The following is a 21,296-nucleotide window of genomic DNA, read 5'->3' as shown; positions in this document are numbered from 1 at the left end:
CATTACTGAGTTTTAATATTTTAGTGCTGACAGTCAGCCCAAAGGCGGCACAGGCAGCCCGCGTTTGGCGTAGAAGGCGTCGACAAAGGCGGCCAATTTACCCTGTTGAATAGCCTCGCGTAAACCGGCCATCAAGCGCTGGTAATGGCGCAAGTTGTGGATGGTATTCAGCATGCTGCTCAACATTTCGCCGCATTTGTCCAAGTGGTGGAGATACGCGCGGGAGAAGTTGGTGCAGGTGTAGCAATCACAGGTCGGATCCAGCGGCGATTCATCGTGGCGATGGAACGCGTTGCGGATCTTGATCACCCCTGTATCGACGAACAGATGGCCGTTGCGCGCATTACGCGTCGGCATCACGCAGTCGAACATGTCGACGCCGCGGCGCACACCCTCAACGAGATCTTCCGGTTTGCCTACCCCCATAAGGTAACGAGGTTTGTCAGCGGGCATCTGATCTGGCAGGTAATCCAGCACCTTGATCATTTCGTGCTTGGGCTCACCCACCGACAGGCCGCCGATGGCCAGGCCGTCGAAACCGATGTTTTCCAGGCCTTCCAGCGAGCGCATGCGCAGGTCCTGGTACATGCCGCCCTGGACGATGCCGAACAGCGCCGCGGTGTTGTCGGCGTGGGCGTTTTTCGAACGTTGGGCCCAACGCAGCGACAGCTCCATGGAGGTGCGCGCCACATCGTGCTCGGCCGGGTATGGCGTGCACTCGTCGAAGATCATCACCACGTCCGAGCCCAGGTCACGCTGAACCTGCATGGACTCTTCAGGGCCCATGAACACCTTGGAGCCATCGACAGGCGAGGCGAAGGTCACGCCTTCCTCTTTGATCTTGCGCATCGCGCCCAGGCTGAATACCTGGAAGCCACCGGAGTCAGTGAGGATCGGGCCTTTCCATTGCATGAAGTCGTGCAGGCCGTTGTGCTTCTTGATCACCTCGGTACCCGGGCGCAGCCACAGGTGGAAGGTGTTGCCAAGGATCATCTCGGCGCCGATGGCCTCGATGTCGCGCGGCAGCATGCCTTTGACCGTGCCATAGGTGCCGACCGGCATGAACGCCGGGGTTTCCACGGTGCCACGGGGGAAGGTGATGCGACCACGACGGGCCTTGCCGTCGGTGGCCAGCAGTTCGAAGGACATTCGACAGGTGCGACTCATGCTTGATCCTCGGGCCCGCGTGGCGCCGGATTGCGGGTGATGAACATGGCATCACCGTAACTGAAGAAGCGGTACCCTTCTTGAACCGCCGCCGCATAGGCGGCCATGGTTTCGGGGTAGCCGGCGAAGGCCGAGACCAGCATCAGCAGCGTGGACTCCGGCAGGTGGAAATTGGTGACCAGGGCGTCGACCACATGGAACGGGCGGCCTGGGTAGATGAAAATATCGGTATCGCCGCTGAAGGCCTTGAGCACACCATCGCGCGCAGCGCTTTCCAGCGAGCGCACGCTGGTTGTGCCCACGGCAACCACGCGCCCGCCACGGGCACGGCAGGCTTGGACAGCATCCACCACATCCTGGCTCACTTCGAGCCACTCTTTATGCATGTGGTGGTCTTCGATCTTGTCGACCCGCACCGGCTGGAAGGTGCCCGCGCCGACGTGCAGGGTCACGAAGGCCCGCTCCACGCCCTTGGCGGCGATCTTTTCCAGCAGCGCTTCGTCGAAGTGCAGGCCGGCCGTGGGTGCGGCTACAGCACCGGCACGCTCGGCGTAGACGGTCTGGTAACGCTCACGGTCGGCGCCTTCGTCGGGGCGGTCGATGTAGGGTGGCAGCGGCATGTGCCCAACGCGCTCAAGCAGTGGCAACACCTCTTCGGTGAAGCGCAGCTCGAACAGCGTGTCGTGGCGCGCGACCATTTCGGCCTCGCCACCGCCATCGATGAGAATCTGCGCACCGACCTTGGGTGCCTTGCTGGAGCGTACGTGCGCCAGCACCCGGTGGCTGTCGAGCACACGTTCGACCAGCACTTCCAGCTTGCCGCCGGAGGCTTTCTGCCCGAACAACCGCGCCGGGATCACCCGGGTGTTGTTGAACACCATCAGGTCGCCGGGGCGCAGATAGTCGAGCAGGTCGGTGAATTGCTGATGTTTCAAGGCGCCGCTCGGCCCATCGAGGACCAGCAGACGGCTGCCATGGCGCTCGGCCAAAGGGTGGCGGGCGATCAGGGAATCGGGGAGTTCGAAGGAAAAATCGGCGACGCGCATGATGATGTTCGGTTCGGCAGGGCCGGGAAGTTTAGCCCAATGTGTGAAAATTGACCATGAAACCCGATTGACCGACCAGAAGCACCTCTCTATACTGCGCGCCACTGCCCTGATGGCGGAATTGGTAGACGCGGCGGATTCAAAATCCGTTTTCGAAAGGAGTGGGAGTTCGAGTCTCCCTCGGGGCACCAAAATCCGGAAAAAACCGACCTTATGGTCGGTTTTTTTTCGCCTGCAATTTATCGCCCAAGCATGCCCCGGCGACCAGGCCATCTCACTCGACAGAAAGTTACATAAACTGCAACTTTCTGTGCATTGATGAAAGCATGGTTCTACACTAACTTTCACTAACAGTGACTTTCTGTAGAGCCAACACCATGCACGACCAGCCCTTGCGACGCCTCTATAAAGGCCTGCAGCAGCTAGCTACCTCGCAGCGCTATCTATTTGCCCCAACCGATATGCGGGCCCTGCTTCCGGAGCTTTCCGACAGCGCTTACCGCAGTTTACTGAGCCGTGCAGCCAACGACAGCACCTTGATCCGGCTCTGCCGTGGCCTCTACCTCTACACGCCAGCCAAACCCAACCAAGGACTGGTCCTGTACCACGCCGCCGCACGCCTGCGAGCAAATCACCTCAACTACATCAGCCTGGAATCCGCCCTAAGCGACGCCGGTGTGATCTCCCAGGTCCCCTTGAACTGGCTTACCCTCATGTCGTCTGGACGAACCCAAACCATACGTTGCGGAACATTCGGCACGCTTGAGTTCATCCACACAAAACGCAAGGCAGCAGACCTCCAAGGCCAGATTGACTATGACGAACGCTGCCGCTTGTGGCGTGCCAAACCTGCCCTTGCACTCGAAGACATGAAACGCGCCAAGCGCAACCTGGACCTGATCGATTGGGAAATTGCCAATGACCTTGTTTGACCAGCTAGTCCAGCAAGCCCTTACCAACACACCCGACCTGGCCCCGTTACAAGTGGTGGTTGAAAAAGAACTGCTGCATCACGACATCATGCGGATACTGAGCGAATCACGTCTATTGCAGGACCTCTGCTTTATCGGTGGTACATGCTTACGCACTTGCTACGGTTCCAGGCGGCTGAGCGAGGACCTCGACTTTACGGGTGGTTCAGGTTTCAAACGGGAGGACTTTGCGGCACTAAAAGAGAACCTCATTACAAACCTTAACGACAAGTACGGGCTGCAGGTGGATGTCAGCGAACCCACTCGCGAAGCAGGTAATGTTGAGACATGGAAACTGCGCGTGCAGACCCGCCCCGAGGCTCGGAACCTGCCAGCGCAAAAAATCCATATCGATATCTGCGCCATACCGTCCTACCAACCTAAGCCAATGACTTTGTTGAACCCGTATGGGGTCGACATGGGGACCGAAGGGTTAATCGTCAATGCGCAAAGCCTTGAAGAAATCTTCGTCGACAAGTTGCTGGCGTTTGCACTACGGCGGGGGCGCCTCAAGAATCGAGACCTTTGGGATATCGCCTGGCTTAGGCAAAGGGCTGTGACGCCTGCCTATGAGCTTGCTGAGAGAAAGCTCGGTGATCATGCGACCACTGTCGACGTGTTTCTTCAACAAGGAGAAGAACGTGTGGCCAGCTTGGGGGAGGAGCAGACACAGCGCGATTTTCAGAATGAAATGCGTAGGTTCTTGCCGAGGCAGCTGGTGACGCAGACGGTCGATAATCAGGCGTTTTGGGAGTACGTCGCCATGACCGTCAGGGACCATTTCAGTGCGCTGAAAACGCATTTGGTTGGTCAAGATCGTCGCACAAGTGATTCAACATTCCTGATGTGAATCAACTCAGCGGGCAGCCCAATGAAGGCACTGTGATATCATTCGCTAGCCCTTGGATGGGCGCCGTTCTCCAGATTTCAACAAGGAATTTGCAAGTGAAAGATTTCGTCATCAGCGTCAACAACCTGGTCCTCTACATCTCCCTCGCCGTGATCTGGCTTTTTGCGCTGGTCGCCATGTTCACCAGCGGCTTCCTCGCTGGCCTGGGCATTTTCGTCGTTGGCAGCCTGAGCTGGTGCATCGTATCCGGCTTTTGGTTCGTGCAGTCGGCTACCTATGAAGAACTACGCAAGCTCAACGCCAGCAAGGATTGATTGCCGCGGATGGCGCTATGCCTCGGACTTGAACTCAGAGGCAACACACTCCACAGAAAGTTACTGTTTGTGTAATTTTCTGTGGAGTCAGCTAACTGCCGCCGAAGGACACAAAAGGCAAGGTTTTTGGGCAATACCCACTCAACGTGGCCGCCCCGCCTCGATCCAAGCTTGCACCTGCCTCATGCCCAGCTGGTAACGGGCGCAGTTATGCAACGCCACACTATCCAGTTCATCCAACGAGATCATGGCACTCCGGATGCAGCTCAAAGTAGCTCAATGCAGCTCAATTGAGCTCATCGCAGCTCACCTCAACTGAAAAAAGCACCAAAACCACGGCCTCCAACCCACCCACCAAATTGACGCCGCACGCCTGACTGTCAGCCCTGCAGCCATGCCGGGAATCTATTGGCCATTACCCTCCCTCCTACTTAAGATGTCACTCGTCGGATATATGCACAAAGTATTGCCAGCATGATGGCTCTTAGCCATATTTGCGCCCCCATTTATCCACGACTGTGTGACACATGAAAACAACCGTGCCCTGTCTGGCAGCAATGATGCTGCTGAGTGGGTGCAATGGAGTGCCAACGTCCTACGTCTCCGATCCTGTCTACAGCCAAGCGTTCGTGGTCACCTCAGGTGCGCCGCTGCCGCTGTTGCTGATGGCCAGCGCCATCCAGTGGAACGAAGACTACGCAGTGACCGCCAAACACACCCCCTTCCTGCGTAACGTGGTCCATGAGGGCCTCGGCGATGTGGTGTTCTTCAAGCACAAGGCCAGCAAGGTGCCGCATTGGCGGCAATACGTACCGGGTGAGTCGGTGACGGCGGTCGGCTTCAACAGCCTGATGATTCCTGTACTGGGCAAGGGTCATGCGTTGCCGTCGCTGGTGCGCCTTGAAGGTACGCCGGGCAGTGTCTTCTACTCGCTGCACGACGGCCCGATGGTCAAGGGCATGTCTGGCGGGCCAGTGTTCGCCGATGATGGCCAGGTGGTGGGTATCAACATTGCGTTCATCCCCAAGAACGAGATCGATGCGCGCACTCGCCCGGACCTCGCCGATAAAGAGCGCGTCAGCGTGTTCATGTCGTACAGCGAGATCGACAAGGAATGGCGGCGCTTCCAGTACTTGCTGGCACGCAAGGCCAAGCCTCATGCGCCTGCGGCGATCAAGGGGATTGTGGCGGTGGCGGCCAAGCCGTGAGCAGTCGGCGGTGATCTCCCACTGAGGCAGTGCTAGCCTGTGAGCGGGGCTTGGCCGCAAACGGCCAGCCAACGCACTGCAAAAGGACCTGCCATGCACCTCAGCCACCGCCCTGTTCAACCCAGCGACATCCCCGCCATCTGCTGCTTCCCCCAGGGCCCGGACGAACTGTTCTACATGTTCCCCAAAGCCACCTACCCCCTAACCCCCGTGCAATTGACCGACGCCATCGCCCAGCCCAACGGCTCTACGGTGGTGCAAGGCGGCGGCATGGTGCTGGGCTTTGCCAACTTCTACAAAGCCGAGCACGGCGGCGTGTGCGCCCTGGGCAACGTGGTGGTGGCACCAGCTGCCCGCGGCCATGGGGTGGCGAGCTACCTGGTAACCGCCATGATCGAGCTGGCCCGCGAACAGTTTGCGGCGCGAGAGATTTGGGTGTCGTGCTTCAATCACAACACGGCGGGGTTGCTGCTTTATCCACAGCTCGGTTTTGTACCGTTCGGCATCGAAGAACGCCAGGCGCCGGATGGGAAGCGAGTGGCGTTGGTGCAGATGAGGCAGGTACTGGCCTAGCCTGCGAAATCTAATGCGACGACGTATGGGGCTGAACAAAAAGCTCCACGCCTAGGGCACGTATGACTTTAAGCACTGTATCAAAGCGGGGCTTAGCGCCTGGGCTAAGTGCTTTATAGAGACTTTCTCGACCTAACCCACTCTGTGCAGCGATTTGTGTCATTCCTCGTGCCCGAGCGATATGACCGATGGCCCGGATAATCTCATCTGTATCGCCATCGGATAGCACCTGGCTGAGGTATTCGCTGATTGCTGCATCACTGTCAAGCAAGTCGGCGATATCAAAAGGGATCAATTTTTCGCTCATTTCATCTCCTCCACCAGCTTTCTCGCTTTGAGGATATCGGCGGTCTGGGAAGATTTGTCTCCGCCCACCATATGGAAGCGGTCTACTTTGCCGTTTCACCTTTGCGAAGAGAATTCAGGAGCGTCCGATACCTCAGTCAGTTTTTTCTTTCAAACACATCCAAAAAAATGTCTTGCAACATCAGCTGCCGAACCATACCCATCCCTCGACGTCCGATCCTGCATCCCCCGCGTTTCGAGGTACCCCGTGTGAAAGAGATCATCGCCCGCAAGTACCGCTTGGTGGTGAAGACCATCGGTTACATCGGCTGGTCGCTGTTTTGGCTGCTGATCTGGGATGTGCTGGTCACCATCGATTTCATGCTGTTCTTCAACAGCAAGTTCACCCTGCCGTTGATTCCGTTGACCTTGCTGGGTTCGGCGCTGGTGGTGCTGGTGAGCTTTCGCAACAGCAGCGCCTACAACCGCTGGTGGGAGGCGCGCACGTTGTGGGGTGCGCTGGTCAACAGTTCGCGCAGTTTTGCCCGGCAGACGCTGACGCTGATCGATGACCCGGATGACGGGCTGAACCCGATCAAGGCCACCTTGCTGCGCCGGCATATCGCCTATGTGAACTGCCTGGCTGCGCATCTCAAGGGCGACCGCTGCCCGGATGAACTGATAGCGTTCATCCCGCAGGCGGAGTTCGAGCGGCGCAACCGCTCGAACAACTTCGCCAACGACATCCTCAGTGGCTCGGCAGCCCTGCTGGCGCGGGAATACCAAGCCGGGCGCCTGGACAGCATTCGCCTGGCGCGGCTGGAGTCGACCTTGGTGGACCTGTCCAATGCCCAGGGCGGCATGGAGCGGATCGCCAATACGCCGCTGCCCTACCCTTATGTGTATTTTCCGCGGCTGTTCATCACGCTGTTCTGCCTGATCGTGCCGGTGGGGCTGGTCGAGTCGCTGGAGTGGTTCACACCGCTGGCGTCGACGGTGGTGGGGTTCATGTTGCTGGCCATCGAGCGGATCGGCACCGACCTGCAAAGCCCCTTCCGCTTCAGCGAGCACCAAATCCAGATGGACACCATCTGCGAGACGATCGAGCGCAACCTGGAGTCGATGCAACGGGAAGCGCAGCATGGCGAGCTGACCACTTGATGCTTGCGCGGGCTGCCCTGCAGCCCCAGTCAGGCGCGCACATAGCGCTGGCGCAGCACATCACTCAAGGCATCCACCAGCAACACCAGCACCAGCATGGCGATGATCACCGTGCTGGCTTGCGCCTCCTGGAACAGGCTCAAGGTGGTGTAGAGCATCTGCCCCAACCCACCGGCCCCAACAAACCCCAACACGCTGGCCATGCGGATGTTGTTCTCCCAGCGGTACAGGCTGTAAGCCAGCAACTGCGGCCACAGGTTAGGCAAGGTACCAAAGCAGAATGCCGCCACCTGGCTGCCACCCTGCAAGCGAATGGCTGCTGCAGGCTCTGCCGGGGCGTTTTCCAGTGCCTCGGCAAACAAGCGGCCGAGCACGCCGGCGGTGTGTAACGCCAACGCCAGGGTCCCAGCATTCGGGCCAAGCCCTGCGGCCAGCACGGTGAGCGCCGCCCAGACTAATTCCGGGATGGCCCGCAAGGCATTGAGCAGTACACGCGCCGCAGCCTGTAGCGGCCAGCCGAAGCGGCCCGCCGCCGGTAACGCCAGCAGCATCCCCAGCACCACCGCCAGCAAAGTCCCCAGGCCCGACATCGCCAAGGTCTCCAAGGCGCCATGCCAGACCGCGCGCAAATGCTCGACGGTCACGTCCGGGTGCAGGAATCGCCCCGCGTACTCGCCCATCTGCCCTAGCCCGCCATCACCGACCAGCGCGTGCAGGTCCAGCTCCAGGTAGGCGAACGAGGCCACCACCGCCGCGATGATCACGCCGAGCACCAGCAGGTTGATCGCCCGGTTCATGCCAGCCTTCCTCGCAGAAAGCGGCTGAGCAGGTCAGCCAGCGATACCAGCAACAGAAACGTCAGCAGCATGCTCGCCACCTCCGCGCCGGCAAACATGCGCATCGACAGGTCGATCTGCTGCCCCAACCCGCCAGCGCCGACAAACCCCATCACCACCGAAGCACGCACCGCGCATTCCCAGCGGTACACCGTGTACGACACCACTTCCGACACCGCATTGGGCAGGATGCCGTAGAAAAAGGCCATCAGCCGACCACTGCCGGCCTGCAATAGGGCATGGGCCGGGCGTTGGTCGACCGACTCGAAGATTTCGGCGTAGACCTTGCCAAGCATGCCGCTGTAGGTAATGGCGATGGCCAGCACCCCCGCCGTTGGCCCAAGCCCCACGGCACGCACGAACAGCAAGGCCCAGACGATTTCTGGCACGCTGCGCAGAAAGATCAGCAGCCCGCGTACCGGCAGCCGCAGCACCCGCGACCACCACCCAGCCCGCCCGCCTCGGGAGGCCGCGCGCAACGACAAGGCACGGCTGGCCAGCAGGCTGGCAGGTACCGCCAGCACCAGCGCCAGGGTCATGCCGGCCGTGGCCACGGCGAGGGTCTGCAAGGTGGCTTCGTACAGCAACTGCAAAAAGGCGGCATCGTGCGCCGGCGGCCAGAATGCCTGGGTGAAGCTGGCGATCTGCTGACGGTTCTCGGCCTGCCACAGCACGCCGGGGTTCAGCTCGCTCAACTGCAGGCCCGGCCATAACACCGCCACAGCAAGCAGGGTCAGCAGCAACCGTGGCAGGGCAGCCGGGTCGCGGGCATGGGCCTTCAGCATCGCGGGATCTGTACCGTCAGCACTGCTGCAGGGCCCTGCAAGGGAGGCGAAGCCAAGTGTTCGTTGGCATAGAGTGCATCGAGCATTTGCGGGCTGACCGCCTCGGCCGGGCTGTCGAACACCACCTGCCCTTCACGAATGCCAATCACCCGTGGAAAATGCGCCAGCGCCAGCTCGACCGCATGCAGGCTGGCCACCAACGTTACACCGTTGGCCTGGGCGTGGCGGTTGAGCAATGCCAGGCTGTGGTCGGCCAGCACCGGGTCCATCGCCGAAACGGGCTCATCGGTCAGCAGCAAGTCCGGGCGTTGATACAGCACCCGTGCAATGCCCACCCGTTGCAGTTGGCCGCCAGACAGTTGCCCGCATTGGACGAACAGTTTGTCAGCCAGCCCCAGCTCGGCCAATGCCTGGCGCACGCCTGGCACATCGGTCGGGTACAGCAGGTTGAACAAGCCACGCACGATACCCCACTGCCCCAATCGCCCCGCCAGCACTGCGGTCACAACCCGCTGGCGCGGCGGCAAGGGCGGTGCCTGATGCACCAGGCCAACCCGTGCCCGCAAGCGCTGACGCGCCCTGCCAGACAACTGCCAAGGCTGTTCACCGAACAGCGCCAGGCGCCCGGCACTGGGCTGGATAGCAGTGGCCATCAGGTGCAGCAGGCTGGACTTGCCTGCGCCAGAGGGGCCGATGATCGCGACCCGCTCGCCCTGCTCCACGCGCAGGTTGATCGCGTCGAGCGCGCGGACCTGGCCATGGCGCAGGCTGGCATCGTGCAGATGAATTGCCACCGGAGCGGACGTCACTTGAGCAGGCCGGCCTCACGCGCGGCTTGTTCGGTGCCCTGGTAGTTCTCAGGTTTGGTCTCGATAAAGCGGCTGGCAGCCTGCAGGTCGAGGATCGCCTTGTGCTCGGGGTTGGCCGGGTCCAGGTCGAGGAACGCCTGTTTGATCTTCGCCTTGAGTGCCGGCGCCATGTTGCCGCGCACGGTCCAGTTGTAGTCGTAGTAAGTCGGGGTAGTGGCGAACACCTTCACCTTGCTGGTATCGACCTTGCCGGCGTCCACCAGCTTTTGCCAGACGCTGGCATTGAGCACCCCGCCATCGACCTTGCCGGCCTGCACCCAGGCTGCGGTGGCGTCGTGGGCGCCGGAGTAGGCCACACGGCTGAAGTAGTCCTCAGGCTTGATGTTGTTCTCTTTGAGCATGAAGTAACGCGGCATCAGGCTGCCCGAGGTGGACGAAATGGAGCCGAAGGCGAACGACTTGCCCTTGAGGTCGGCCAGGCTCTTCACATTGGGGTTGGCGGTGATGAACTTGGACGTGAATTGCGCGTCCTGCTCACGCTGCACCAGCGGCGTGGCGTTCGGGTCTTTCAAGTGCACCTGAACAAAGGTGAACCCCCCCAGCCACGCCAGGTCGAGGCGGTCGGAGGCCAGCGACTCGACCACCGCCGGGTAGTCGGCGACCGGCACGAACTTCACCTCCATGCCCAGCTGCTTGGCCAGGTACTCCCCCAACGGCTTGAATTTACGCTGGAGCTCCGTGGGCGCTTCGTCGGGGATGGCACTGACCCGAAGGGTTTCAGCAGCCTGGGCGACAACGGCACAGCAGGACAGCACGAGGCCGGCGGCGAGCGCCAGAGGGCGTTTGAGCATGGGCAATCTCCGGGTCATTGGCAGCTAAAGGGTCGGCAGCCGTGCCGACCGTCAAAAGTATAAGGGCCCATGGCGCAATGGCCAGCTTTGCTACAATCGCGCAACAATTTGATCTGCTGAGGTATGTATGAGCGAGCCAATCCGCCTGACCCAGTACAGCCATGGTGCCGGTTGTGGCTGCAAGATCTCCCCCAAGGTACTGGACGTAATCCTTGCCGAAAGCGGCGTCCAGGCCCTGGACCCGAACCTCTGGGTCGGCAATGCTTCGCGCGACGACGCTGCCGTGTACGCCCTGGACGAAGAGCGCGGCGTGGTCTCGACCACCGACTTCTTCATGCCGATCGTCGATGACCCGTATGACTTCGGCCGCATCGCCGCCACCAACGCCATCAGTGACATCTACGCCATGGGCGGCGACCCGTTGATGGCCATCGCCATCCTCGGCTGGCCGGTCAACGTGCTGCCGCCGGAAGTCGCCCGCGAAGTGATCCGCGGCGGGCGTGCGGTCTGCGCCGAAGCTGGCATCCCGCTGGCCGGCGGCCACTCCATCGACGCCCCGGAGCCGATCTTCGGCCTGGCCGTCACTGGCGTGGTCAGCAAGCGCCATCTCAAGCGCAACGACACCGCCACCGCCGGTTGCCGCTTGTACCTGACCAAACCGCTGGGCATCGGCATCCTCACCACCGCCGAGAAAAAGGCCAAGCTGCGCGCGCAGGACCAAGGCTTGGCGCGCGACTGGATGTGCACCCTCAACACCCCCGGCAGCCGCTTCGGCAAGCTCGAAGGTGTGAGGGCGATGACCGACGTCACCGGCTTCGGCCTGTTGGGCCACCTGGTGGAGCTGGCCGACGGCAGCGGCCTCACCGCGCACCTGGACTACGCCGCAGTACCGCGCCTGCCAAGTGTCGATCACTACCTGGCCGAGGGCTGCATCCCGGGCGGCACCTTGCGCAATTACGAAAGCTACGGCCACAAGATCGGCGCCCTGAGCGATGAGCAGAAGCACCTGCTGTGCGATCCGCAGACCAGCGGTGGCCTGCTGGTGGCGGTCAGCCCTGAGGGTGAAGCGCAGTTTCTGGCCGTGGCGGCCGAACTGGGCCTGCAACTGTCGCCCATCGGCACGCTGGGTGAGCGACAGAGCAACGCGGTCGAGGTGATCTGATGCGTCCCGACTGCACGGATTTTCGCCCGCTATTTTTGAACGACGTGCCGATGATGGACATGCGCGCGCCCATCGAATTCGCCAAAGGCGCCTTCCCGGGCGTCGTCAACCTGCCGCTGATGAACGACCAGGAGCGGCAGAAGGTCGGCACCTGCTACAAACAGCAAGGCCAGGCCGCCGCCATCACGCTTGGCCACCAACTGGTCAGCGGCGCGATCAAGCGCGACCGCCTGCACGCCTGGGCCAGCTTCGCCAAGGCGCATCCCGAGGGCTACCTGTACTGTTTCCGCGGTGGCCTGCGTTCGTTGATCGTTCAACAGTGGCTGCGCGAGGAAGCGGGCATCGACTACCCGCGGGTCAAGGGCGGCTACAAAGCGATGCGCACCTTCCTGCTGGACACCACTGAGCAGGCCGTGGCGCACTGCGATTTCGTTTTGATTGGCGGCCTCACCGGCACCGGCAAGACAGAGGTACTGCACCAGTTGAGCAATGGGCTGGACCTTGAAGGCCATGCCAACCACCGTGGCTCCAGCTTCGGCAAGCGTGCCACCGCGCAGCCCGCGCAAATCGGCTTCGAAAACAAGCTGGCCATCGATGTGCTGAAAAAGCGCGCACGTGGCATCGAGCAGTTCGTGCTCGAAGATGAAGGCCGTATCGTCGGCAGCTGCACCGTGCCGCTGGCCTTGTACCAAGGCATGCAGCAGTACCCGCTGGTATGGCTGGAGGACAGTTTCGAGCAGCGTGTTGAACGTATCCTGCGCGATTACGTGGTCAACCTGAGCGCAGAGTTCGTCGATGTGCATGGCGACGAAGAGGGCCGCCGACTGTTTGCCGAACGCATGCTGTCGAGCATGGCCAATATCCACAAGCGACTGGGTGGTGAACGCTGCCAACGCTTGTCCGCCATCTTGCAACAAGCCCTGGATGAGCAACAGCGCAGCGGCGCGGTGGAGCTGCACCGGGGCTGGATCGAAGGGTTGCTGAAGGAATATTACGACCCGATGTATGCCTATCAGCGCGATGCCAAGGCTGAGCGTATCGAGTTTGCGGGGGATGCCGTGGAGGTGCGCGAATACCTCAAGGCCCGCGCGCGGCGCGAACCGCGCAAATAAAACCAGGGCCGGAACAGGCAACCTCACTGCCCCGGGCTGAGTACTCGCTCAAGCTCGGCCGCCCGGTCCCGGGTCATGTCCATCACGCACACGCCGCCTTCCAGTTGCGCCAGGGTCCCGCCACTGGCCTGTACGTGGAACGTGCAGTTGTCATCACGGTAGGCGATCCACTTGCGCTGTACCTCGCGCAGGCGTTTCTGCTGCCCTGCCTCCAGTTTACCAATCAACTGTTTGTACACCTGGTTCAAGCGCTGGTCCTGCAACTGGGTCTCGGCCTGGATGCAACTGCTCATGGCCACTGTGCTGGACGCCTTGTCCATGCATTGGCCGTAGCTCGGCGAATTTTCTTCGGCCATGGCCAGCGGCAGCACACACGCTAGCGCCAGGCCCGTCAGGTGATACCTGTTCATGACTATTCCCCCTGTGGATATCAAAATGTCTGTGGCTGTTCCGGCGGCATCAGCACCTTGTTCGGCTCGAAACGCAACGACGGCATCTGCGTCGCGGCATACAACGCGACACCCAACGCCGCTATCAAGGCCACATCGAGCCAGCGCCATCCGGGCATGTCATCGGCGCTGCGGGCCTTCCAGCAATGCCAGGCCTGACCCGTGCAAAACACCACCATCGCAATGAGCCATAGATAAAAGCCTGCACCAAAACCGGTGCGGTCATGAAACGCGTAGCTTTGGCTGTCTGGCAGGCGGTCGATTCCGAAACTGCTGGCCGCCAGATACAACGCCGCCACACCGCACGCCAAGGCCAACCGACGGAAACGTCGATGGGCAAGAATCGCCACGGCCAGCAGCGGATTGGCAAACCATTGATACAACCCGAAGGGCATGCCCCATGGCCCGTACAGCAACATCTGCAGGGCGGGCATGTGGCGGTCGCCACTCATCAGCACGCCATCGAAAAACAGCGCGAGCAGGTACAGGAACAGGCTGATGCTCAGGTAGAAAACGGGCAAAGGGGCACACCTGGGGAAAACGGGACAGGCTGCGACCATAACCCAGGCCCTGCCCCGCTTCCAGGCGTTTAGTAAGAGCCGCGCAGGGTCACCACCGGTAGCGTGATGTACAGCAGACGATGAAAGTCGAGGTTCGCCATAACACTATGCAACCGGTGGTTCCAGCAGCAGGCCATAGATGCCCGAGTCGGACAGCTCACCGGCCACGCACCAGCGTGCCCGCAGGGTGCCTTCGAGCACGAAGCCCTGGCGTTCGAGCGTGCGTGCCGAGCCTTGGTTACGTGGGTCGATCTCGCCCTCCAGGCGGCGCATGTGCAGGGTGTGAGCGAGGTAGTCGATGAAGCAGGTCAATGCCTCATCCATGTACCCCCTGCCCTGTACGGCGCTGGCCAGGCAATAGCCGATCTCGCCACGGCGGGATACGTCATCGATGTTGAACAGTTGGACCATGCCGATGAGTTCGCCGTTGTCACGGCGGTACATGCCGAGCTTGAGCTGGTCGCCATTGGCATAGGCTTCACGGTCGGCAGCCAGGGCGCTTTCGGCCTCGGCGAGGTCTTGCCAGGGTGCATGGTGCCAATAACGCATGACCTCGGGGTCGGCCATGATCGCCAGCCATTGCGCGGCATCGCCATGGCGCATCGGGCGCAATTGCAGGCGGGGGCTGTCGAGGCAGAGGTCACTGGGGAAACTGCGGGGTGGGGTCACGCCGGATCTCCTGTCCATTGCTGGGGAGATGACAGTTTAACGTCAAGCGAGGCGGCTGGGGGATGCGTTGGGTTTTATCGTGTGTTTGAGCGTGGCCGGTTGTCTGGCGGGGGTTTCGCGCCGGGGCGGAAATCGAGCGCCGCCCGCGCGGCGCTTCGCAGCACAAGGCTGCTCCTACATTTTTTCAGGCCAGTGAGGCATGTCCCATATGTACAGGACCGCCTTGTTAGTTCGACCCGACATTGAGCGCGCGCAAATGGCTCAGGAATAATTGGCCCGCAACAGGTGTAGGAGCAGCCTTGTGCTGCGAAGCGCCGCCCGCGCGGCGCTCGATCTGCGCGACCACTCAACCGCCCCGGTTCAACCCCATTTCCATGTCGTTGATCAGCGCCTTGGCCATGGCACTGAGAATCCGTGCAGCGCTGCCTGCAACCTTGTTGCCCTCCATCTCGGCCTCTTCGCTGAGGTGGCGTATGCACCCTAGCAACACAGACAATTCGTCGAACGCGTGATCAAGGGGGATGCCCGGTTCGATGCGGAACAATTCGAGAAACGTCTCCACGCCAGCGGTGGTATGGCTTTTCAGGTGATTGCTCATTCCACTGCCTCCTGCGCCTTTATGTGGGCGAACAGCGCATGAAGCAATTCGGTCAGGGCGGACATGTTTTCGAGGAGGGCGCTACGTTGCAGGCTGTCTTCGGCTTTGAGGTAAAGCTCGATGGTTTGGGAAAGGCTGCCCATGAGCTTGGCTGCCTGGGACCTTGCCTCTGCATGGGAGAGGTCGGCGATTATCGAGATATAAGGGATTGGGAAAGTGGGTGGGTCAGGTACAAGTTTTTTCATAGTGAACTCCAATGACATTTCAAGGAGCAACCACCTTGGTCCTTCTCACAGATTTGGGTGGCAGCCGTGCGCGAGGTGAGAAGCCCGTGTTGGAGTCACCACGGTCAGACCGAAGCCTGCACGCGCACAGCTGCCATAAAAAAGGCCGACTACCAACAACGAGTTCTCACACCCGCTCGCCATATGGGCGAACCATGAAGTTATCGCTGAAGTACTTCCCCGCCTATCAGGCGGCATCCGACAGGCATCGTAGGATAATTCGACAAGCCCGCCTTTCTGAAGCATTTGGTTTCAAGTTCAGAATCTTCTTACAGCTGATGGCCCTTTCGCGGGGCAAGCCCGCTCCCACAGGATCGGTGACTTGCTTCGCCCACAGGTCTTGCAACGGTCCTGTGGGAGCGGGCTTGCCCCCGCGAAAGGGCCGGCACAGGCGACCCAAAAAGATCAGGCCACCTCAGCCCCATCATCATCCGGCCAATGCGGCTCGTTGGCCCCAGGCGGAGTCAACGGCGGCAAGCCATAGGCCGCGCGTGCATCGTCACAGCTCGGGTTGTGCACCCCACCCTCCCACGACGCTTCGAACTCTCGGCAAGGGCTCGAGCGGTTGGCGTAGATGGTGCACGCCACCTCTTTACCGATCTCGCCGGCAAGGCTGACGCAGCGGCAAGGCTTGGCATCGGTGCCGATCATCGCGACCCGTGTAGGGTTGATCTGCACCACCAGGTCGTCAGGCACAACGCCCCCGGCAGACTGGCATTCGCCCCAGAAGAAGGACACACGGAAGTACCCGCAGCAGGCGCCGCAGTCAAGGCAAGGGTTATATTCGGACATGAGGCCACGGAGGGAAGGTTGTTGTTATCGGGGCTGGGCCCGCGGCGCCATTTTCATTCCAACCGGGGCCGGCTGGATAGAGGGGGAATGCAAAAAAAATTGCCGCTGATCCGGCTAACCCCACGCCCCCGAATAACGGGCGAACAGCACAGCGGCTGCCCGCCTGCCCGGCCTAACGCAAAGCCTTGTAAGTGTTGGCATCCCAGTGCTGCAGGCCAAGGCCTTCGCGAGGGTCATAACGGTCGCTGCGCACCTGGCTGAAGCGCGTGCGGGTTTCGCCGCAGTGCACCAGCCGGTCGTCTTTTTGGCCTTCTGTGATGACGGTATACGACTGGCTGCGCATGGCCTGGTAGTGCTCATCGGCGGCCGCCATGGCCAAGTGATGCTGCATCAGTTGGTTGTCATCCAGCGCCAGGCACTTGTCCAGTTCGACACCCCAACGGGTCAGGCAGACTTCGGCGAAATGCCGCACGATCAACCCGGGTTCGACCAGCACCTTGCCGTCGCTCGCCCCGTCAGCAGATGCATTACCCACCAAAGTGGCATGCCGGCCCGGCATTGGGTAGACGCACATGCGCGTGTTGCTTTCGACCGCCGGGATCACACAGGCAAAGCCATTGGAGCGTTCATCCCGGGAATAGAAACCCACATACTCATGGACGTTCCTGGCCAGTTTGACCCGCCTGCTCTGCACGTTGCCAGTGCCCGGCACCGGGTCAATGGCAAAAATATTGACCGGGATATCCCGCAGCAGCGGATCCTCAGCCATCGCATTGGCCAGCATATGGCAACTGATACCGCCGCGGCTCCAGCCCACCAGGTTGACCTGGGTGGGCAAGCACGGTTCGCGGAATATCTTGATGATCTGTTCCTGCAGCGCCTGCGGGGTCGGATGGCGATCGCCGTAGTCATAAGTGCGCCAGAACCAGGAAGCCGTGGCGGACGCATCCGGGATCGGCACGCCTGCGTCTTTCAGACTTGTGTACGCTTCCTCAGTGAGCTTGGTGCGCTGCCAACTGCTCTCACCCTTGATCACGTTCAGCACATGGCTCACGTTTTCTTCCCAACCACGGCCAAACAACTGACCACTCCAGTTAAAGTAGCCACCTGGCTCAACGAATAATTCGTCATCCTGAAGGTTGCCGCTACCCGGCCCGTCAACCGCAATCCAGTGGGCGAATTCGCGCCCCTGATCGTTGCTGGCCAATGTCGAGACCAGCTCGCCGTTCCAGAAATTGGGGTTGGCAGCATCGAAGCGATGGGAACCGGTGCCGCAGAAATACGCTGTAAATACACTCATTTGAATACCCGAACAGGAAAATGAGTGCTGAAGGTAGTGGTGTGAATATTCGGCAGGCAGTCGGAAGGCCGCCCTACGGTACAACGGGGGCCGCCACGCGGCCCCTCGCCGTTTACTTGCGGGTCAAACCATCCGCCCTGAACATCTGGCGGATGCCGCGAATCGCCTGGCGAATACGGTCCTGGTTCTCAATCAGGGCAAAGCGCACGTGATCATCACCGTAGTCACCAAAGCCGATGCCCGGCGACACACACACCTTGGCCTCGGCCAACAGCTTCTTGGAAAACTCCAGCGACCCGAGGTGCGCGTACTCTGGCGGAATCTTCGCCCACACGTACATCGAAGCCTTTGGGTTCTCGACCATCCAGCCCAGCTCGTGCAACCCCTTCACCAACAGGTTGCGGCGCTGGCGGTACTGCTCGGCGATATCGCGCACGCACTGTTGGTCGCCTTCCAGCGCGGCAATGGCGGCCACCTGCAAAGGCGTGAAGGTGCCGTAGTCGTGGTAGCTCTTGATGCGCGCCAGGGCGTTGACCAGCTCGGGGTTGCCGACCATGAAGCCGATACGCCAGCCCGCCATGTTGTAGCTCTTGGACAGCGTGAAGAACTCCACCGCGATGTCCTTGGCCCCCGGCACCTGCATGATCGACGGGGCTTTCCAGCCGTCGTAGACGATGTCGGCGTACGCCAGGTCATGCACCACCAGCACGTCATACTGCTTGGCCAGGGCCACCACGCGCTCGAAGAAGTCCAGCTCCACGCACTGCGCGGTCGGGTTGGACGGGAAGCCGAGAATCATCATCTTCGGTTTGGGGATCGATTCGCGTATCGCCCGCTCAAGCTCATTGAAGAAGTCCACACCCGGCACCAGCGGCACCGAACGCACCTGGGCGCCAGCGATCACCGCACCGTAGATATGGATCGGGTAGCTGGGGTTGGGCACCAGCACCGTGTCGCCCTGGTCGAGGGTGGCGAGCATCAGGTGAGCCAGGCCTTCCTTGGAACCGATGGTGACGATGGCTTCGCTTTCCGGGTCGATGTCGACCTCGTAGCGTTCCTTGTACCAGTTGGAAATGGCCCGGCGCAGGCGTGGGATGCCGCGGGAGGTGGAGTAGCCGTGCGTGTCTTCACGCTGGGCGACCTGCACCAGCTTCTCGACGATGTGCGGCGGGGTCGCGCCATCGGGGTTGCCCATGCTCAGGTCGATGATGTCTTCGCCACGACGGCGGGCAGCCATCTTGAGCTCGGCGGTGATGTTGAAGACGTAAGGGGGGAGACGATCGATGCGCGCAAAGCGGCGCGGCGAACCTGGGTTGGCCATGGCTTCCTCTGAGTACGTAAGCGCCCGGAACCGTCCGAGCGACGTTGGCCGATGTGGCGGCCTGGATCAGAAGATAGTGCCGAAACAGGATATCTGTAAAGGACAATTTCCTGTTTTATTAGAATTTTTCAGATGTATTTTTTGAAAATTAGAATTTTATGTTTCCAGGGCCGGCCTCTTCGCGGGTAAACCCGCTCCCACAGGGACCACACAGGATTCGAAGCCTGTGCAATACCCTGTGGGAGCGGGTTTACCCGCGAAAGGGCCGGTACAGGAAAAACACCCATAAAAAACCCCGGCACATGGCCGGGGTTTTCGTGTAACAGGCAGCGGTATCAGCGTGCGTAGGTCATCAGCACGTCCGCAGCGGTCTGGCTGTCCACCGACATCATCACGCTCAGGGCAGTGACAGTGAGGATAGAGAAGCCAAACACCTTGCGGGCCCATTTGCTGTCGTCCTCGGCCTTGTAGCCACCCCAGGCCATGTACAGCCAGTACAGGCCCATGGCAGCTGCCACGGCCAGGTAGCTGAGGCCGGCGTAACCGCCGAGGGTGAGCATCAGGGTGGCGAGCACGAAGGCCAGCACGTACAGCACGATCTGCTTCTTGGCAGCAAGAATACCGCGTGCCACCGGCAGAACCGGAATGTTGGCAGCGCTGTAGTCCTTGAAGCGGAAGATGGCGATCGCGAAGCTGTGCGGCATCTGCCACAGGCTGAACATCACCAGCAGGGTCACTGCAGCCAGGTCGAAGCTGTTGCTGACGGCGCAGTAGCCGATCACCGGAGGCATGGCACCCGAAAGGCTGCCGACCAAGGTGCCGTGCACCGACTTACGCTTCAGCCAGAGGCTGTAGAAACCGACGTAGACGACGAAGCCGATCAGCGCACAGAACGCCGACAGTGGGTTGGCCTGGACATACAGCAGGCTGAAACCCGCCACCCCAAGCAGGGTGGCGTAAATCAGCGCGAGGGGCAGCGACATGCCGCCCTGGACCATGACGCGGTTCTTGGTACGTTCCATCTTGATGTCGATGTCGCGGTCGATGCAGTTGTTGAACACGCAACCGGACGCCACCACCAGGGAAGTACCTACCACCACCGCCAGGAACAGGGCGAAGTCTACATGGCCCTTCGCGGCAAGGAAGAATCCGCCTGCCACGGAAAGCACGTTACCGAAAATGATCCCCGGTTTGGTGATTTGGATAAAGTGCTTAACGGACATGCAGTCTTACCTCACTTGGCCATCATTTCGATGTGGATGTTGAACATGATCCACAGCGACAGGCCGACCAGCAGTGCAATTACCATGGTGGTAAACAGGAACGTCGACACGTTGGAACGCTGCTCTTTCGAGCGGTCCATGTGCAGGAAGTACACGAGGTGCACTACAACCTGAATGACAGCCATGGCGACCACGATCAGAACGGTCAGGTTCTTCGGCAGGCTTGGGTACATCACCAGGCCGAACGGGATAGCGGTCAGGATGATCGACAGTACAAAGCCGATCATGTAGGACTTCACGCTGCCGTGATTACCTTCGTGATGAGTGTCGTGTGCGTTAGCCATTACAGAACCCCCAGCAGGTAGACGACGGTGAATACGCAGATCCAGACCACGTCCAGGAAGTGCCAGAACAGGCTCAGGCAGCTCATGCGGGTCTTGGCAGTCGGGGTAATGCCCTTGGTGCTGATCTGATACATCAGGATTGCCATCCAGATCAGACCTGCAGTCACGTGCAGACCGTGGGTACCGACCAGCGCGAAGAACGCCGACAGGAAGCCACTGCGCTGCGGGCCGAAGCCCTCAGCGATCAGGTGATGGAACTCGTAGATTTCCATCGCGATGAAGCCGGCACCGAACAGGAAGGTCACAGCCAACCAGCCCAGTACACCTGCTTTCTTGCCATCGAACAACTTCAGCATGGCGAAGCCGAAGGTGATCGAGGACAGCAGCAGGAAGGCAGTTTCAACAGCTACGAAGTCGAGCTGGAAAATGTCATGACCCGACGGGCCGCCGGCAAAACTGCCGGACAGCACCGCGTAGGTAGCGAAGAGCGACGCAAACAGGATGCAGTCGGTCATCAGGTACAGCCAGAAACCGAGTACGGTCATCTGGCCCGAGTCGTGGTGGTGATCGTCGTGCCCATGGTCGTGACCATGAGCAGCGCCGTGGATTACTTGACTGGACATTGA

26 protein-coding genes and 1 tRNA gene are annotated in these 21,296 nt (G+C 60.7%); 9 read left to right on the top strand and 18 right to left on the bottom strand.

Annotated elements, in window-relative coordinates:
* Nucleotides 1-33: 33 nt before the first annotated feature.
* A complete protein-coding gene (gene tgt, locus GIB19_RS18395; protein ID WP_077068621.1) occupies nt 34-1,149 on the bottom strand; it encodes a tRNA guanosine(34) transglycosylase Tgt in 1,116 nt (371 codons plus the stop codon).
* A 14-nt stretch (nt 1,150-1,163) separates the two neighbouring features.
* Nucleotides 1,164-2,213 (bottom strand): tRNA preQ1(34) S-adenosylmethionine ribosyltransferase-isomerase QueA, encoded by a 1,050-nt coding sequence (gene queA, locus GIB19_RS18390; RefSeq protein ID WP_274887472.1) that lies wholly within the window; start codon nt 2,211-2,213, stop codon nt 1,164-1,166.
* A gap of 106 nt (nt 2,214-2,319) precedes the next feature.
* Between queA and GIB19_RS18385 the strand changes: the two genes are divergently transcribed.
* The 6 genes from GIB19_RS18385 (at nt 2,320) to GIB19_RS18360 (ending at nt 6,129) form a co-directional block, all read left to right on the top strand.
* A tRNA-Leu gene (locus GIB19_RS18385) sits at nt 2,320-2,404 on the top strand.
* Nucleotides 2,405-2,590: 186 nt separating this feature from the next.
* Nucleotides 2,591-3,145, top strand: a complete 555-nt coding sequence (gene abiEi, locus GIB19_RS18380; RefSeq protein ID WP_274887471.1) for a type IV toxin-antitoxin system AbiEi family antitoxin — start codon at nt 2,591-2,593, stop codon at nt 3,143-3,145.
* Nucleotides 3,132-4,034, top strand: a complete 903-nt coding sequence (locus tag GIB19_RS18375) for a nucleotidyl transferase AbiEii/AbiGii toxin family protein (protein WP_274887470.1) — start codon at nt 3,132-3,134, stop codon at nt 4,032-4,034. Before abiEi ends, GIB19_RS18375 begins: the two co-directional genes overlap by 14 nt.
* A 95-nt stretch (nt 4,035-4,129) precedes the next feature.
* Complete coding sequence (locus GIB19_RS18370; RefSeq protein WP_085272636.1) at nt 4,130-4,348, top strand: hypothetical protein; 219 nt, start codon at nt 4,130-4,132, stop codon at nt 4,346-4,348.
* A gap of 560 nt (nt 4,349-4,908) precedes the next feature.
* Nucleotides 4,909-5,556: a trypsin-like peptidase domain-containing protein gene (locus GIB19_RS18365; RefSeq protein ID WP_274887569.1), complete on the top strand. Its 648-nt coding sequence runs from the start codon at nt 4,909-4,911 to the stop codon at nt 5,554-5,556.
* Nucleotides 5,557-5,649: 93 nt separating this feature from the next.
* Nucleotides 5,650-6,129: a GNAT family N-acetyltransferase gene (locus GIB19_RS18360; protein ID WP_274887468.1), complete on the top strand. Its 480-nt coding sequence runs from the start codon at nt 5,650-5,652 to the stop codon at nt 6,127-6,129.
* A 10-nt stretch (nt 6,130-6,139) separates the two neighbouring features.
* Here GIB19_RS18360 and GIB19_RS18355 read toward each other — a convergent pair whose 3' ends face one another.
* Entirely contained in the window at nt 6,140-6,436 is a 297-nt protein-coding gene (locus tag GIB19_RS18355) for an addiction module antidote protein (protein ID WP_027595525.1), read from the bottom strand.
* Between the two features lie 248 nt (nt 6,437-6,684).
* Between GIB19_RS18355 and GIB19_RS18350 the strand changes: the two genes are divergently transcribed.
* Nucleotides 6,685-7,575, top strand: a complete 891-nt coding sequence (locus GIB19_RS18350) for a bestrophin family protein (RefSeq protein ID WP_027595523.1) — start codon at nt 6,685-6,687, stop codon at nt 7,573-7,575.
* A gap of 29 nt (nt 7,576-7,604) precedes the next feature.
* Here the strand turns inward: GIB19_RS18350 and phnE are convergent, their stop codons facing one another.
* The 4 genes from phnE to GIB19_RS18330 are packed head-to-tail and all read right to left on the bottom strand — an operon-like array spanning nt 7,605 to nt 10,856.
* Complete coding sequence (gene phnE / locus GIB19_RS18345; protein WP_099428362.1) at nt 7,605-8,372, bottom strand: phosphonate ABC transporter, permease protein PhnE; 768 nt, start codon at nt 8,370-8,372, stop codon at nt 7,605-7,607.
* Entirely contained in the window at nt 8,369-9,196 is an 828-nt protein-coding gene (locus GIB19_RS18340; protein WP_099428361.1) for a PhnE/PtxC family ABC transporter permease, read from the bottom strand. Before GIB19_RS18340 ends, phnE begins: the two co-directional genes overlap by 4 nt.
* Complete coding sequence (locus tag GIB19_RS18335; RefSeq protein ID WP_446731392.1) at nt 9,190-9,990, bottom strand: phosphonate ABC transporter ATP-binding protein; 801 nt, start codon at nt 9,988-9,990, stop codon at nt 9,190-9,192. The genes GIB19_RS18340 and GIB19_RS18335 overlap by 7 nt, the downstream gene beginning before the upstream one ends.
* An 11-nt stretch (nt 9,991-10,001) precedes the next feature.
* Nucleotides 10,002-10,856, bottom strand: coding sequence for a putative selenate ABC transporter substrate-binding protein (locus GIB19_RS18330; RefSeq protein ID WP_027595519.1), 855 nt, complete (start codon nt 10,854-10,856; stop codon nt 10,002-10,004).
* Nucleotides 10,857-10,983: 127 nt separating this feature from the next.
* Here GIB19_RS18330 and selD point away from each other — a divergent pair, with 127 nt between their 5' ends.
* Nucleotides 10,984-12,018, top strand: coding sequence for a selenide, water dikinase SelD (gene selD, locus GIB19_RS18325; RefSeq protein WP_274887466.1), 1,035 nt, complete (start codon nt 10,984-10,986; stop codon nt 12,016-12,018).
* Entirely contained in the window at nt 12,018-13,130 is a 1,113-nt protein-coding gene (mnmH, locus tag GIB19_RS18320) for a tRNA 2-selenouridine(34) synthase MnmH (protein ID WP_099428357.1), read from the top strand. Before selD ends, mnmH begins: the two co-directional genes overlap by 1 nt.
* Nucleotides 13,131-13,153: 23 nt before the next feature.
* On the opposite strand, the gene GIB19_RS18315 is transcribed toward mnmH, so the two are convergent.
* The 11 genes from GIB19_RS18315 to cyoC form a co-directional block, all read right to left on the bottom strand.
* Nucleotides 13,154-13,540, bottom strand: a complete 387-nt coding sequence (locus tag GIB19_RS18315; RefSeq protein WP_274887465.1) for a lysozyme inhibitor LprI family protein — start codon at nt 13,538-13,540, stop codon at nt 13,154-13,156.
* A gap of 20 nt (nt 13,541-13,560) precedes the next feature.
* Complete coding sequence (locus GIB19_RS18310) at nt 13,561-14,100, bottom strand: hypothetical protein (protein WP_274887464.1); 540 nt, start codon at nt 14,098-14,100, stop codon at nt 13,561-13,563.
* A gap of 144 nt (nt 14,101-14,244) precedes the next feature.
* Nucleotides 14,245-14,808, bottom strand: coding sequence for a GNAT family N-acetyltransferase (locus GIB19_RS18305; RefSeq protein ID WP_027595514.1), 564 nt, complete (start codon nt 14,806-14,808; stop codon nt 14,245-14,247).
* A 346-nt stretch (nt 14,809-15,154) separates the two neighbouring features.
* The gene (locus GIB19_RS18300; RefSeq protein WP_027595513.1) at nt 15,155-15,406 is read right to left on the bottom strand and encodes a DUF3077 domain-containing protein; all 252 of its coding nucleotides are present in this window, start codon (nt 15,404-15,406) and stop codon (nt 15,155-15,157) included.
* Nucleotides 15,403-15,651, bottom strand: a complete 249-nt coding sequence (locus GIB19_RS18295; RefSeq protein ID WP_172960340.1) for a hypothetical protein — start codon at nt 15,649-15,651, stop codon at nt 15,403-15,405. Before GIB19_RS18295 ends, GIB19_RS18300 begins: the two co-directional genes overlap by 4 nt.
* Nucleotides 15,652-16,095: 444 nt before the next feature.
* Entirely contained in the window at nt 16,096-16,482 is a 387-nt protein-coding gene (locus tag GIB19_RS18290) for a YkgJ family cysteine cluster protein (protein ID WP_085272629.1), read from the bottom strand.
* A gap of 172 nt (nt 16,483-16,654) precedes the next feature.
* Nucleotides 16,655-17,782, bottom strand: coding sequence for a hypothetical protein (locus GIB19_RS18285; RefSeq protein ID WP_274887461.1), 1,128 nt, complete (start codon nt 17,780-17,782; stop codon nt 16,655-16,657).
* A gap of 112 nt (nt 17,783-17,894) precedes the next feature.
* Nucleotides 17,895-19,103, bottom strand: a complete 1,209-nt coding sequence (gene alaC / locus GIB19_RS18280; RefSeq protein ID WP_027595509.1) for an alanine transaminase — start codon at nt 19,101-19,103, stop codon at nt 17,895-17,897.
* A gap of 335 nt (nt 19,104-19,438) precedes the next feature.
* Nucleotides 19,439-20,326 (bottom strand): heme o synthase, encoded by an 888-nt coding sequence (cyoE, locus tag GIB19_RS18275; RefSeq protein WP_027595508.1) that lies wholly within the window; start codon nt 20,324-20,326, stop codon nt 19,439-19,441.
* Nucleotides 20,327-20,337: 11 nt separating this feature from the next.
* Nucleotides 20,338-20,670: a cytochrome o ubiquinol oxidase subunit IV gene (gene cyoD / locus GIB19_RS18270; protein ID WP_027595507.1), complete on the bottom strand. Its 333-nt coding sequence runs from the start codon at nt 20,668-20,670 to the stop codon at nt 20,338-20,340.
* A complete protein-coding gene (gene cyoC / locus GIB19_RS18265) occupies nt 20,670-21,293 on the bottom strand; it encodes a cytochrome o ubiquinol oxidase subunit III (protein ID WP_027595506.1) in 624 nt (207 codons plus the stop codon). The genes cyoD and cyoC overlap by 1 nt, the downstream gene beginning before the upstream one ends.
* Nucleotides 21,294-21,296: the final 3 nt, after the last annotated feature.

The organism is Pseudomonas sp. ITEM 17296, from assembly GCF_028895205.1.
Taxonomy (GTDB): Bacteria; Pseudomonadota; Gammaproteobacteria; order Pseudomonadales; family Pseudomonadaceae; genus Aquipseudomonas; species Aquipseudomonas kermanshahensis.
Note: the sequence above shows the minus strand (reverse complement) of the source record. Positions and strands in the feature narration are given on the sequence as shown.

Coding starts and splice junctions, on each gene's coding strand:
- GIB19_RS18290 (WP_085272629.1), bottom strand. CDS start 16,482: ATGTCCGAATATAACCCTTGCCTTGACTGCGGCGCCTGCTGCGGGTAC.
- GIB19_RS18355 (WP_027595525.1), bottom strand. CDS start 6,436: ATGAGCGAAAAATTGATCCCTTTTGATATCGCCGACTTGCTTGACAGT.
- GIB19_RS18340 (WP_099428361.1), bottom strand. CDS start 9,196: ATGCTGAAGGCCCATGCCCGCGACCCGGCTGCCCTGCCACGGTTGCTG.
- cyoC (WP_027595506.1), bottom strand. CDS start 21,293: ATGTCCAGTCAAGTAATCCACGGCGCTGCTCATGGTCACGACCATGGG.
- alaC (WP_027595509.1), bottom strand. CDS start 19,103: ATGGCCAACCCAGGTTCGCCGCGCCGCTTTGCGCGCATCGATCGTCTC.
- GIB19_RS18365 (WP_274887569.1), top strand. CDS start 4,909: ATGCTGCTGAGTGGGTGCAATGGAGTGCCAACGTCCTACGTCTCCGAT.
- selD (WP_274887466.1), top strand. CDS start 10,984: ATGAGCGAGCCAATCCGCCTGACCCAGTACAGCCATGGTGCCGGTTGT.
- cyoD (WP_027595507.1), bottom strand. CDS start 20,670: ATGGCTAACGCACACGACACTCATCACGAAGGTAATCACGGCAGCGTG.
- GIB19_RS18330 (WP_027595519.1), bottom strand. CDS start 10,856: ATGCTCAAACGCCCTCTGGCGCTCGCCGCCGGCCTCGTGCTGTCCTGC.
- GIB19_RS18360 (WP_274887468.1), top strand. CDS start 5,650: ATGCACCTCAGCCACCGCCCTGTTCAACCCAGCGACATCCCCGCCATC.
- GIB19_RS18285 (WP_274887461.1), bottom strand. CDS start 17,782: ATGAGTGTATTTACAGCGTATTTCTGCGGCACCGGTTCCCATCGCTTC.
- phnE (WP_099428362.1), bottom strand. CDS start 8,372: ATGAACCGGGCGATCAACCTGCTGGTGCTCGGCGTGATCATCGCGGCG.
- tgt (WP_077068621.1), bottom strand. CDS start 1,149: ATGTCCTTCGAACTGCTGGCCACCGACGGCAAGGCCCGTCGTGGTCGC.
- GIB19_RS18375 (WP_274887470.1), top strand. CDS start 3,132: ATGACCTTGTTTGACCAGCTAGTCCAGCAAGCCCTTACCAACACACCC.
- queA (WP_274887472.1), bottom strand. CDS start 2,213: ATGCGCGTCGCCGATTTTTCCTTCGAACTCCCCGATTCCCTGATCGCC.
- cyoE (WP_027595508.1), bottom strand. CDS start 20,326: ATGTCCGTTAAGCACTTTATCCAAATCACCAAACCGGGGATCATTTTC.
- GIB19_RS18315 (WP_274887465.1), bottom strand. CDS start 13,540: ATGAACAGGTATCACCTGACGGGCCTGGCGCTAGCGTGTGTGCTGCCG.
- mnmH (WP_099428357.1), top strand. CDS start 12,018: ATGCGTCCCGACTGCACGGATTTTCGCCCGCTATTTTTGAACGACGTG.
- GIB19_RS18295 (WP_172960340.1), bottom strand. CDS start 15,651: ATGAAAAAACTTGTACCTGACCCACCCACTTTCCCAATCCCTTATATC.
- GIB19_RS18300 (WP_027595513.1), bottom strand. CDS start 15,406: ATGAGCAATCACCTGAAAAGCCATACCACCGCTGGCGTGGAGACGTTT.
- abiEi (WP_274887471.1), top strand. CDS start 2,591: ATGCACGACCAGCCCTTGCGACGCCTCTATAAAGGCCTGCAGCAGCTA.